Origin of the sequence: Burkholderia diffusa, from assembly GCF_001718315.1 — a bacterium.
Lineage (GTDB): Bacteria > Pseudomonadota > Gammaproteobacteria > Burkholderiales > Burkholderiaceae > Burkholderia > Burkholderia diffusa_B.
Map to the genome: position 1 here is coordinate 66515 of NZ_CP013364.1, position 12716 is coordinate 79230.

Consider the following 12716-nt stretch of genomic DNA (forward strand, 5'->3'; position numbering starts at 1 on the left):
AACTGGGGAAAGACATGAACGCTTACTTGCATCAGTTCCTGTTCGGGATCTACCCGTACATCTGTCTGGCGGTGCTGCTGGTCGGCAGCCTGATCCGCTTCGACCGCGAGCAGTACACGTGGAAGAGCGATTCGTCGCAACTGCTGCGCCACGGCATGCTGCGGCTTGGCAGCAACCTGTTCCACTGGGGCGTGCTGGTCGTCGTGCTGGGGCACTTCGGCGGCTTCCTCGCACCGCACTGGCTCGTGTCGCCGTTCCTGTCGGCGTCCGGGCACCAGCTCGTCGCGATGGTGGCGGGCGGTGCGGCCGGCGTCGCGGCGATCATCGGGCTGACGATCCTGATCTGGCGACGTCTCGGCGACGCGCGCATCCGCAAGAACAGCCGCAAGTCCGACATCCTGATCGTGCTGATGCTGTGGGTGCAGCTCGCGCTCGGGCTCGGCACCGTCGTGCTGTCGACGCGCCACATGGACGGCGTGATGTTCGAACAGCTCACCGACTACGTGAAGGGCGTCGTCACGTTCCGGCCGGACATCGCGAGCCTGCTGGTCGGCGTGCCGCTGACGTACCGGCTGCATATCCTGCTCGGCTTCACGATTTTCCTCGTGTCGCCGTTCACGCGGATGGTGCACATCTGGAGCGGCATCGCGTCGGTCGCGTATCTGATCCGCCCGTACCAGCTCGTGCGCAAGCGCTGAGGAGCCCACATGAACGACGTTCTCTCCGAAGTCGCGACCGCGCCGCTGACGGTCAACGGCGTGGCGATCGACGACGCGGCCATCGCGGCCGAGGCCGAGCATCACGGCGACGTGCCCGATCCGCTCGATGCGGCACGGCATGCGCTCGCGGTGCGCGAATTGCTGCGGCAGCGCGCGGTGTCCCTCGCGCTGATCGACGAAGAAGCACCGCTCGACGACGCGGCGGTCGACGCGTTGCTCGAACGCGAGCTGACGCACGTGCCCGAACCGGATCGCGCCGATTGCGAGCGCTACTACGCGCGGCATCCGGCGCGTTTTCGCCGGGGCGACATCGTGTGTGCGAGTCATGTGCTGTTCGCGATGACCGACCGCGTGCCGCTCGCACCGCTGCGGCAGCCTGCGGAACGTGCGCTCGCCGACGTGGTGGCTGCGCCCGACACGTTCGAAGCGGTCGCACGCGCGTCGTCGAACTGTCCGTCGGCGCAGGTCGGCGGCAGCCTCGGGCAATTGCTGCGCGGCGACACCGTGCCGGAATTCGAGGCCGCGCTGTTCGACACGGACGGGCTCGGTGTGCTGCCGAAACTCGTCAACACACGCTTCGGCTTCCACATCGTGCGCATCGAGCGCCGCGTGCCGGGCGACGTGGTGCCGTTCGACGAGGCCGCCGGCCAGATCGCTGCGTACCTGTCGGAACGCGTGCGGCAGCGGGCGATGCGGCAGTACGTGGCGATACTCGCGGCCGGTGCGCGCGTCGAAGGCGTGACCTTCGATGGCGCGAACGGACCGCTCGTCCAATGAAACGAGGTTTTGCGTATGGCAACCCAACAAAGTAACGTCGGCCTGGCTGCCGACACCCAGGCCATCCCGCTGCGCGCGTGGTCGGTGCTGGCCGCGAGCACGCTCGCGTTCATGGTGTGTTTCGTCGTGTGGATGATGTTCGGCGTGCTCGGCGTGCAGCTGCGCGCCGATCTCGGGTTGAACAGCACGGAATTCGGGCTGCTCACGTCCACGCCCGTGCTGACCGGCGCGCTGATGCGCTTGCCGCTCGGCACGTGGACCGACCGCTTCGGCGGCCGCATCGTGATGACGGTGCTGCTCGTCGTGTGCGCGATTCCGGTCTACGTCGTCAGCTACGCGACGCAACTCTGGCAGTTCCTCGTGATCGGGCTGTTTCTCGGCTGCGTCGGTGCGTCGTTCGCGGTCGGCACGCCGTACGTCGCGCGCTTCTTTCCGCCGAAACGTCGCGGGCTCGCGATGGGCGTGTTCGGCGCGGGCACGTGCGGCGCGGCGGTCAACCTGTTCGTCACGCCGCTGCTGCTGTCCGCCTATGGATGGCGCTTCGTGCCGCGCGTCTACGCGGTTGCATTGCTCGTCACGGCCGTGATCTTCTGGCTCGCGTCGGCGCCCGATCCAGGTGCGGGCAAACGGGGCGGGTCGATGCTCGACGCGTTCAAGGTGTTGCGCGATCCGCGCGTGTGGCGACTCTGCCAGTACTACTCGATCACGTTCGGGGGCTTCACCGCGCTGTCGCTGTGGATTCCGCAGTACCTGAAGAGCGAATACGGGATGTCGCTCGTGATGGCCTCCGCGTTCGCCGCGGGTTTCTCGTTGCCGGGCTCGGTGCTGCGCGCACTCGGCGGCGCGCTGTCCGACCGCTTCGGCGCGCATGCGGTGACCTGGTGGGGGCTGTGGGTCGCGTGGATCTGCCTGTTCCTGCTGTCGTACCCGGCGACCGACTTCGTGATTCACACGATCGACGGCACCGCGTCGCTGAATCTGTCGATGCCGGCGGCAGGCTTCGTTGCGCTGACCTTCGTGCTGGGTGCGGTGTTCGCGTTCGGAATGGCGTCAACCTTCAAGTACGTCGCCGACGACTTCCCGGACAACATGGGCGTCGTCACCGGCATCGTGGGCCTCGCGGGCGGGCTCGGCGGCTTCCTGCTGCCGATCCTGTTCGGCATGCTGCTCGATCTGCTGCGCGTGCGCACGACCTGCTTCATGTTCCTGTACGGAATCGTATGGGTGTCGCTGATCCTCATCTACGTGTCCGAGGTGCGGCGCACGCCGGTGACGGGCTGACCGTTCGTGCGCGATGCCGGCCGCCACCGGCATCGCGCACGCAACCTGCAGCACGCCGGGCGTTTTCGAGCGCCCGTGGTTCTGTCAAACTGGCGCCCATGACATCGCGCCTTGCCTTACCGCCTTCCCCCGATTCCCCGCCCGCGCCCGCGGGCTTTCCCGACGCCGACGAGCTGGCCGCGCTGCGCGCTTGGTACGCGGGCATGACCGTGCGCCAGGCGGTCGAACGCTATCTGCCCGATCGTCTCGGTGAAGGGCGGTCGGCGCGCGGCGTGATCGGCGGGATTCGTCGCCGTCTCGTGCGTGTCGCGCGGCAGGCCGGGCGGCCCGAGCTCGCGGAGCAATTGGGTCATGCCGACAGCGAGCGCATCCAGATGGCGAAGGCCGCGACCGATGCGATCGGCCTGCTGCGCCATGCGCGCGCGCCGGTGCCGCAGATCAGCGACGACGTCGGCTTGTGGCTGCCCGCCCGCGCGGTCGTCGCGCTGCGTGCGCACGGGATCGCGACGCTGGCCGACCTGACCGTTCGGATTCCCAGGCGGCGGCAATGGTGGCGCGCGATCGCGGGGCTCGGCGTGGCGAGCGCGCGGCACATCGAGGCGTTCTTTTCCGCGCATCCCGAGCTGACCGAGCGCGCGCGCGCGCTGATCGCGGCGACGCCGCGCAGCGCCATCGTGCCCTGGGAGCACCTGAAGCTGCCGCACGAAGTCGACGGTTCGAACGGCATGTTTCGCGCGCCGCGCGCGACCAGCACGCTCGACGCGGACAACGATTACGCGGCCGTGCACGCGTGGCTGTCGCTGCACGAATCGGCCGCCACGCGCCGCGCGTACCGGAAGGAGGCCGAGCGGCTGATCCTGTGGGCGATCGTCGAGCGCGGGCGCGCGCTGTCGTCGCTGACCACCGAGGATGCGGTCGCGTATCGCGCGTTCCTGCGCAACCCGACGCCGCACGAACGCTGGATCGGCCCGGTGCGGCCGCGCGGCGCGCCGGACTGGCGGCCGTTTTCGGGCGGATTGTCCGCGCGGTCGGCCGCCTACACGCTGTCGGTCCTCGGCGCGCTGTTCCGCTGGCTGATCGAGCAGCGCTATCTGCTCGCGAATCCGTTCGCGGGCGTCAAGGTGCGCGATACGCGCGGCGCGAATGCGCTGGATACGTCGCATGCGTTCACCGAAGGCGAGTGGCTGCTTGTGCGCACGATCGCGGACGGGCTCGAGTTTCGCAAGGACACATCGTCCGGCGCGCGACAGTCCGGCTGGACGCCGGCCGCCGCGCAACGCCTGCGCTTCATCCTCGATTTCGGTTATGCGACCGGGCTGCGTGCGAGCGAGCTGGTCGGCGCGACGCTCGGCGACATCGAAACGGACGCGCACGGCGATGCGTGGCTGAAGGTGATCGGCAAGGGCAGCAAGGCCGCGCGTGTCGCGCTGCCGCCGCTCGCGCGCACGGCGCTCGATCGGTATCTGGTCGCGCGGCGGCTGCCGGTGACGCCGGTGCGCTGGCGGCCGGATACCCCACTGATTCCGAGCCTCGCGGAAGACGGCGCGGCCGGCATCACGAGCGTGCGGCTGTGGAAGGTGATGCAGCGTTTCTTCGCGCAGACGGCCGCGCTCGTCGATGACGACAACCCGTCGCTCGCGCAGAAGCTGCGCCAGGCCAGCCCGCACTGGATGCGTCACACGCATGCGACGCATGCGCTCGCGCGCGGCGCGGAGCTGACGACGGTGCGTGACAACTTGCGGCATGCGTCGATCTCGACAACGTCGATTTATCTGCACGGCGACGATGTGAAGCGGGCGAGGCAGATGTCGAGCGCGTTTTCGGCTGACAAATGAATCCGGCGCGCGCTCGATTGAACGGAACGACAGCGTATCGCTGACGGTCAGAGGGTGTATTCCGTATGGCAACAGGCGCGCGACCATCGTGCGCACCGCTGGAGCACAAGAATGGAGACATCCGAACATCCACAAGCACGGCGATACGCGCGCCGCGCATGGCACGCGCTCGTCGCGGCCCTGTGCGTCGGCTGGAGTGCGTTGTCGTTTGGCGCGGACGGTGCGGCGGCGCTGCTCGACCGCTATCACAGCCTCGGCGAGCAACTGAAGAACAATCCGTTCCACCGCCCGCTGTACCTCGAATCGGCCGAGGCGTCTTCATCGTTGAAGGGCGACATCTACGCGGTGGTCGACTATCCGTTTTCCGTCGTGAACGGCAAGCTCAACGATCCCGCGCAGGGTCCCGCGAACTGGTGCGCGGTGCTGATCCTGCACCTGAACACGAAGTATTGTCACGCGTCGACCGGCAGCGACGGCCCGGTGCTCGACGTGAACCTCGGCCGCAAGATCGAGCAGAAGCTGTCGGATACCTATCGCGTGCAGTTCCGCTACCGGGTCGCCGCCGCGACGCCCGACTATTTTCAGGTCGACCTGACCGCCGACAGTGGTCCGATGGGCACGAAGGACTACCGGATCGCGCTGGAGGCCGTGCCGATCGGCGCGTCGCGCACGTTCCTGCACCTGACGTATGCATACGGCTTCGGCGCCGTCGGGCGCATGGCGATGAAGACCTACCTCGCGACGGTCGGCAGCGACAAGGTCGGATTCACGGCAGCCAGCGGCGCATCGGCGACGCAGCCGCAGTACATCGGTGGCGTGCGCGGATTGCTGGAGCGCAACACGATGCGCTACTACCTCGCGATCGACGCGTATCTCGCGACGCTCGACAAGCCGCTCGACCAGCGCCTTGCGCGCTGGTTCGACGCGACCGAGCAGTATCCGAAGCAACTGCACGAAGTCGAGCGCGGCGCGTATCTGCAGATGAAAGCGCAGGAGGTGCAGCGGCAACAGGCGGCGCGATGACGCCAGCCCGCTGCCGGGCTGCTGGCAGCCAACTGATTCGGCGCGGCGTGATCAGATCGCCGCGTTCGTCGAATGAACGAAATCTTCCCCGGTCCGTCATGTCCGTGGCCGACACACCCGGCAGGTTCGCAACGAGCCTGCCGAGGTTGAAACCGCATCGGCCTTGCGGCGTCCTGCACTCACCGCAAGCGCCGCGTCGTACGCGAACGGCGCATACAGCCCGACGTCCTGGTTGAAGCGTGCGTTGTAGCGCTGTGCGAACAGGATCTCGTCTTCGCCCGCGTTGCCGGCGATTTTCAGGAACACGTTGCCTTTCAATGCGCGGGCGCCGAACAGCGCTGCGCGTCGCGTCGTATTGCCCCCTGTTGCCGCGCCCACACCAAATTCGTAAGACGTACAGTTCGCCCGAAATTGCGAGTTTGCGCTGAACTGTACTCTTATCGGCGTATCCGATGTGTGTACTCCGCGTCAACTGTTCTGCTCTTAAGCTTCCATCATCAAGTGCACAGTGCCGCAAGCCCAGACATCACGGGCCGCCCGGCACATCTTCAAAAGCGAGCCATGGCGATGGAAAAGGCAAAACTGGAGGGCGCAATCAGGCATCACGACAGCCCGGTTGGCGGGCAGCACACGCGCGTAGCGGGCGCGCATGAGACGGCGGCGCGCATGCGCCAGCCGGCGGGGAGCATGCGATGAAGCTCTACGAAAAACTCGCGGACGACATCGAACGCCTGATCCGCCAGGGTGTGTACCGGCACGGCGACCGGATCCCGTCGGTGCGGCAGGCGAGCCAGCAGCACCGGATCAGCATCACGACCGTGCTGCACGCGTACCTGCTGCTCGAAAGCCGCGGGCTGCTGGAAAGCCGCCCGCAGTCGGGCTACTTCGTGAACTTGCGGCGCGACGACAACCATGCGCCGGTGCGCGAGCTGCGGCCGTCGAAGCCGATCGCGATTTCGTCATCGGTCGACATGAGCCGGCTCGTGCTGTCGACGTTGCGCTCCATTGGCACCGACGACGCCGTGCCGCTCGGTTCGCCGTATCCGGATCCGAGCCTGTTTCCGTTCGAGAAGCTGAACCGCTATGCGTATGCGGCCGGCCGGGACAAGTCGCTGTGGGGCGTGACCGACGGGCTGCCGCCCGGCCATCCGCGCCTGATCCGGCAGATCGCTCGGCGCTACCTGGAAAACGGGATGTCGGTCGACCCGAACGAGATCATCGTGACGGTCGGCGCGACGGAGGCGATCAACCTGTGCCTGCAGGCGGTCGCGAAACCGGGTGACACGATCGCGGTGGAGTCGCCGACGTTCTATGCGATGCTGCACGCGATCGAGCGGATGGGGATGAAGGCGATCGAAGTTGCGACGCATCCGGAATACGGGATCGATATCGCCGCGCTGGCGGCGATCGCAAAGTCGCAGCCGATCGCCGCGTGCATGGTGATGCCGAACTTTCAGAATCCGCTGGGCTTCCAGATGCCCGACGAGCGCAAGCGCGAACTGGTGGAATTCGCGACCCGCGTCGACATGCCGATCATCGAGAACGGTGTGTATAACGAACTGTATTTCGGTGAGTCGCATCCGAGCACGTTGAAGTCATGCGACCGTAACGGGATCGTGCTGCATTGCGCATCGTTTTCGAAGAGCCTGACGGCGGCTTACCGGATCGGCTGGGCTTTGCCGGGCCGGTATCGCGATCAGGTCGAGAAACTGAAGTTCCTGAACACGCTGGCCACGCCGTCGCTGCCGCAGCTCGCGATCGCCGAGTTTCTCGAACGCGACGGCTACGAGCATCACCTGCGGCGCTTGCGCAAGGCGTATGCGCAGCAGGCGAACCTGATGCGCGCGATGGTGTCGCGGTTCTTCCCTGAAGGCACGCGCATCTCGAGCCCGGCCGGCGGCTACGTGCTGTGGGTCGAGTTGCCGGTGCAGGTCGATGCGATGCGGCTGTACCAGCTCGCGCTGGAGCAGGGAATCACGATCGGCCCCGGCTACATGTTCTCGATCACCGACAACTACCGGAACTTCATCCGGCTGAACTACAGCAGCCCGTGGTCACCGGAGATCGAGCAGGCGGTGATCGCGGTCGGGAAGCTCGCGGCCTCGTGCATGCGATGAAGCGCGCTGCCGGCAGCTTGAAAAAAAAAGCGCCGCGGGCATTCAGCCCGCGGCGCCATCGCGTGTCGCCACGGCGGGCATAGCCCACCGTAGTTCGACCGCATGCTTAGATCTGCACGGTGTCGGCGACTTCCTTGAAGTCTTCGATCTGATCGAAGTTCATGTACTTGTAGATCTTGTCGCCGTTGGCATTGAGCACGCCCATGTCGGCCATGTACTCTTCCTTGGTCGGAATCTTGCCCAGACGCGAGCAGATTGCCGCCAGTTCCGCCGAGCCGAGGTACACGTTCGTGTTCTTGCCCAGACGGTTCGGGAAGTTGCGGGTCGACGTCGACATCACCGTCGCGCCTTCGCGCACCTGTGCCTGGTTGCCCATGCACAGCGAGCAGCCCGGCATTTCGGTGCGAGCGCCGGCCGTGCCGAACACGCCGTAGTGACCTTCTTCCGTCAGCTGCTTCTGGTCCATCTTGGTCGGCGGCGCGACCCACAGCTTGACCGGGATGTCGCGCTTGCCTTCAAGCAGCTTCGACGCGGCACGGAAGTGACCGATGTTGGTCATGCACGAGCCGATGAACACTTCGTCGATCTTCGCACCGGCGACGTCGGACAGCGTCTTCACGTCGTCCGGATCGTTCGGGCATGCAACGATCGGTTCATGAATGTCGGCCAGGTCGATCTCGATGACGGCCGCGTATTCGGCGTCGGCGTCCGGCGACAGCAGTTGCGGGTCGGCCAGCCACTGCTCCATCGCCGCGATACGGCGCTGCAGGCTGCGCGGATCCTGATAGCCCTGCGCGATCATCCACTTCAGCAGTGTGATGTTGCTGTTGAGGTACTCGATGATCGGTTCCTTGTTCAGGCGCACCGTGCAACCGGCTGCCGAACGCTCGGCCGACGCATCCGACAGTTCGAACGCTTGCTCGACCTTCAGGTCCGGCAGGCCTTCGATTTCGAGAATGCGGCCCGAGAAGATGTTCTTCTTGCCTTGCTTGGCGACCGTCAGCATGCCCTGCTTGATCGCGTACAGCGGAATCGCGTTGACGAGGTCGCGCAGCGTGACGCCCGGCTGCATCTTGCCCTTGAAGCGGACCAGCACCGATTCCGGCATGTCGAGCGGCATCGTGCCGGTGGCGGCCGCGAACGCGACGAGGCCCGAGCCCGCCGGGAAGCTGATGCCGATCGGGAAACGCGTGTGCGAGTCGCCGCCGGTGCCGACGGTGTCGGGCAGCAGCATGCGGTTCAGCCACGAGTGGATCACGCCGTCGCCCGGACGCAGCGCGATACCGCCACGGGTGCTGATGAAGTTCGGCAGCGTCTGGTGCGTCTTCACGTCGACCGGCTTCGGATAAGCGGCGGTGTGGCAGAACGACTGCATCACGAGGTCGGCCGAGAAGCCGAGGCAGGCCAGATCCTTCAGTTCGTCGCGGGTCATCGGGCCGGTGGTGTCCTGCGAGCCGACCGAGGTCATCTTCGGTTCGCAGTACGTGCCCGGACGCACGCCCTGGCCTTCCGGCAGACCGCATGCGCGGCCGACCATCTTCTGCGCGAGCGAGAAGCCCTTGCCGCTGTCGGCCGGCTGGTGCGGCAGGCGGAACAGCGTTGACGGTGCGAGGCCGAGCGCTTCACGCGCCTTCGCGGTCAGGCCGCGGCCGATGATCAGCGGAATGCGGCCGCCGGCGCGCACTTCGTCGAACAGCACGTCGGACTTGACCTGGAATTCGGCGATCACGTTGCCGTCCTTCAGCGCCTTGCCTTCGTACGGGCGCAGTTCGACGACGTCGCCCATGTTCATCTGCGATACGTCGAGTTCGATCGGCAGCGCGCCGGCATCTTCCATCGTGTTGTAGAAGATCGGGGCGATCTTGCCGCCGAGGCACACGCCGCCGAAGCGCTTGTTCGGAACGAACGGGATGTCTTCGCCGGTGAACCACAGCACCGAGTTGGTGGCCGACTTGCGCGACGAGCCGGTGCCGACCACGTCACCCACGTAGGCGACGAGGTGACCCTTGTCCTTCAGCGATTCGATGAACTTGACCGGGCCGCGCTTGCCGTCTTCTTCCGGCGTGATGCCGGGGCGCGCGTTCTTCAGCATCGCCAGCGCGTGCAGCGGGATGTCCGGGCGGGTGGTGGCGTCGGGCGCCGGCGACAGGTCGTCGGTGTTGGTTTCGCCCGGGACCTTGAACACGGTGATGGTCAGGCTTTCCGGCACTTCCGGACGGCTCGTGAACCATTCGGCGTCGGCCCAGCTCTGCAGCACGGCCTTCGCATGCGCGTTGCCCTTGTCGGCGAGTTCCTTCACGTCATGGAACTGGTCGAACATCAGCAGCGTTTTCTTCAGTGCGTCGGCGGCGACAGCCGCGACTGCGTCGTCGGACAGCAGCTCGATCAGCGGCTGGATGTTGTAACCGCCCAGCATCGTGCCGAGCAGTTCGGTCGCGCGTTCGCGCGAGATCAGCGGGCAGGCCGTCTCGCCCTTCGCGACGGCGGCCAGGAAGCCGGCCTTCACGCGCGCGGCTTCGTCGACGCCGGCGGGGACGCGGTGAGTGATCAGATCGAGCAGCGTCTGCTCTTCGCCTGCGGGCGGGTTCGTCAGCAGTTCCACCAGTTCGGCGGTTTGCTGAGCCGTCAGCGGCAGGGGAGGAATACCGAGCGCGGCGCGGGCGGCCACGTGAGCACGAAAGTTTTCAAGCATGGGGGGACCTGCTGAGATTGCGTTTCAGGGGAAGGGCTTTCCAGGCACGCCGAGGCTGCTGTTCCGGACACTGCTTCACTGCTTGGACGGGATTCTAATCCCAATATGGTCAGGCGTCAAATGTCTTATGTCTTATATAAGAGTTGTGTGCCGGACCCCGGCAGGCGAGTGTTGTAGCGGCGCACCTCGAGGAAGAATGCGGCGGATTCGGGCAGGCTGCCGGTGCGGAGCGTGACAGCCGACCTGCTGCGGAGCCGGGCGCTGCGGAGCGAACGGCAGGTCGCAGATGCGGCATTCGCTCGACGGATTTGATTTCACTATGTGGTAAAGGCGCCCGTGACGATGGCGTGCGCGGCGAACACGGCGGGCGCGAGCAGCGTCGCGTCGATCACGCCGCGAATGTTGGCGCGTCGTCGATCGCCGGCGACGCGGGCGAATACAGCGCCTGCGTCGCTGCAACCTCGTCAGTGAATCGAGCCACGAGTTCCCGCGGCCCGAGCACTTTCAGCTCCGCGCCATATCCCAGCAGCTTCCGCGCACCGTGTTCGATCGATTCGATCGGCATCAGGAATTCCTTCCATCCCGGCGGAATCGCGGGACTGCCGGCGCTCTCCAGGACCGGCGCGACCTTGACGCGTGCATTGACCAGCCAGCTCTGTCCGCGCGCGGACACCGCGACGTGCGCGCTCAACCGGTAAAGCTCCGCGTCGTACCGGCTCATCGCCTCGCGCCAGTGCTGCGCCAGGTCGAACCGCGCGGGCCGCTTGAATCGACGGCGCGATGCCGCGAGTTCCCGAATGTTCGCGAGCCGAAAAGTCAGCGCATCGCGCTTACCGGCAACCGTCGCCACCACGTACCACGCACCGCCCTTGAGCACCAGCCCGAGCGGATCGAGTGCGCGGCGCGACACACCACGCCAGCTCTCGTACGTGACCTCGATGCGCTGAGACTGCCACACGGCATCGGCGACTTCTCGCAGAAACGCCGGCGTTTCCTGCGCCCGATACCAATCCACGGTGTCGACATGCAGCCGGCTCGCGACACGATCGGCATGCGCGCGCGAGTCCGGCGGCAGGCTGGCGATCATCTTCAGCCGCGCGGACGCGGCCATCCCGTCGAGCCCGAGTTCTCCCGCCGGCCCTGGCAGACCCGCCAGAATCAACGCATGCGCCTCCTGCTCGGTCAGCCCCGTGAGATCGGTGCGCCAGCCATCCTGCAACTGGAAGCCGCCATTGCGTCCACGATCGCCCCAGATCGGCACGCCGGCCGTCGACAGTTGATCGATATCGCGCAGGATCGTCCGCTCGGACACCTCCAGCGCGGCAGCCAGCGCAGGCGCGGTCATGCGGCCGCGCGCCTGCAGCATCATCATGATCGACAACAACCGGCTGGCCTTCATGTGCGGCACCTCATCGGAAATACATGACACCGGATGTCATGTTATCGGATCTATGATCCCACACGTTCGCCATCGGCTTGCGCGCGGCGGAGCCGGGCGCGGGCTTGCCGACATGCGGGCGGTGTTCACGTGAAGGCCGCGGCGCGAAACCCATTGAGGAGGTGACACATGAAAATCATGACCGGTCCGCTGAGCATGTTCGGCGCGAAAGTCGAGATCGCGGCGCACGAGAAGGGCATCGCCTTCGAGCGCGTGCTGGTGCCGTTCAGCCAGCAGCGCGGCTACGACCCGAAGCATCCGGATGTCGTGCGCATCAATCCGAAGCGGCAGGTGCCGGTGCTGATCGACGGCGACCTGGAGATTTTCGATTCCACGCAGATCTTCGAGTACCTGGAAGACTTGAAGCCCGATCCCGCGCTATGGCCGGCGCAGCCGAAAGCGCGCGCGGCGGCACGTCAGCTCGAGCACTGCAGCGATGAAATCTATTTTCCGCACGTGATCCGGCTGATGGGCCTCGAAGAGACGCCGGATCATCCGGCGGCACAGGCCGCACGCGACGAAGCGCGGCAATACTATCGACGCATGGAGCGCGTGCTGGCGGGACGGGAATTCCTCGCCGGAACCTATTCCTACGCAGACATCGCGTTCTACATGGCGCAGTTGTTCGGCGCGCGCAAGGGCGCGCCGATGACGGCGGAGACGCCGAACCTGCTCGCGTGGCGCGAACGGATGACCGCGCGACCGGCCGTGCGGAAAGTGGCCGGTGCGATGGCGGGTTATCTCGCTTCGATCGACCATCCGGTTCCGGATTTTCTGCGCGGGCTTTATTAGTCGACCCGGTGCGCATCGAGCGTCTACGATCTGCCGGTTGCC

The 12716-nt window shown here is 66.3% G+C and carries 10 protein-coding genes; 7 read left to right on the forward strand and 3 right to left on the reverse strand.

Translation table 11 applies throughout. The features are described 5' to 3' along the window. Positions 1-14 precede the first annotated feature (14 nt). From narI to WI26_RS27085, 5 genes are all read left to right on the forward strand, one after another. The gene (narI, locus tag WI26_RS27065; RefSeq protein ID WP_059511561.1) at positions 15-698 is read left to right on the forward strand and encodes a respiratory nitrate reductase subunit gamma; all 684 of its coding nucleotides are present in this window, start codon (positions 15-17) and stop codon (positions 696-698) included. 9 nt (positions 699-707) lie between these two features. Next, on the forward strand, positions 708-1496 hold the full coding sequence (locus WI26_RS27070) for a peptidylprolyl isomerase (protein WP_069227914.1): 789 nt from the start codon (positions 708-710) through the stop codon (positions 1494-1496). A gap of 15 nt (positions 1497-1511) precedes the next feature. Continuing rightward, complete coding sequence (locus WI26_RS27075; RefSeq protein ID WP_069227915.1) at positions 1512-2777, forward strand: MFS transporter; 1266 nt, start codon at positions 1512-1514, stop codon at positions 2775-2777. Positions 2778-2875: 98 nt separating this feature from the next. After that, positions 2876-4612, forward strand: coding sequence for a site-specific integrase (locus tag WI26_RS27080; protein ID WP_069227916.1), 1737 nt, complete (start codon positions 2876-2878; stop codon positions 4610-4612). 111 nt (positions 4613-4723) lie between these two features. Continuing rightward, the gene (locus WI26_RS27085) at positions 4724-5635 is read left to right on the forward strand and encodes a hypothetical protein (RefSeq protein WP_069227917.1); all 912 of its coding nucleotides are present in this window, start codon (positions 4724-4726) and stop codon (positions 5633-5635) included. 96 nt (positions 5636-5731) lie between these two features. On the opposite strand, the gene WI26_RS33155 is transcribed toward WI26_RS27085, so the two are convergent. Next, a complete protein-coding gene (locus WI26_RS33155; RefSeq protein ID WP_236849375.1) occupies positions 5732-5941 on the reverse strand; it encodes a hypothetical protein in 210 nt (69 codons plus the stop codon). Positions 5942-6327: 386 nt separating this feature from the next. Between WI26_RS33155 and WI26_RS27095 the strand changes: the two genes are divergently transcribed. Further along, entirely contained in the window at positions 6328-7752 is a 1425-nt protein-coding gene (locus WI26_RS27095) for a PLP-dependent aminotransferase family protein (protein WP_059511553.1), read from the forward strand. A gap of 106 nt (positions 7753-7858) precedes the next feature. Here the strand turns inward: WI26_RS27095 and acnB are convergent, their stop codons facing one another. Continuing rightward, positions 7859-10444, reverse strand: a complete 2586-nt coding sequence (gene acnB / locus WI26_RS27100; protein WP_059511552.1) for a bifunctional aconitate hydratase 2/2-methylisocitrate dehydratase — start codon at positions 10442-10444, stop codon at positions 7859-7861. Positions 10445-10832: 388 nt separating this feature from the next. Further along, a complete protein-coding gene (locus tag WI26_RS27105; RefSeq protein WP_069227919.1) occupies positions 10833-11843 on the reverse strand; it encodes a helix-turn-helix transcriptional regulator in 1011 nt (336 codons plus the stop codon). A 168-nt stretch (positions 11844-12011) separates the two neighbouring features. Here WI26_RS27105 and WI26_RS27110 point away from each other — a divergent pair, with 168 nt between their 5' ends. Next, complete coding sequence (locus tag WI26_RS27110) at positions 12012-12674, forward strand: glutathione S-transferase family protein (protein ID WP_069227920.1); 663 nt, start codon at positions 12012-12014, stop codon at positions 12672-12674. Positions 12675-12716: the final 42 nt, after the last annotated feature.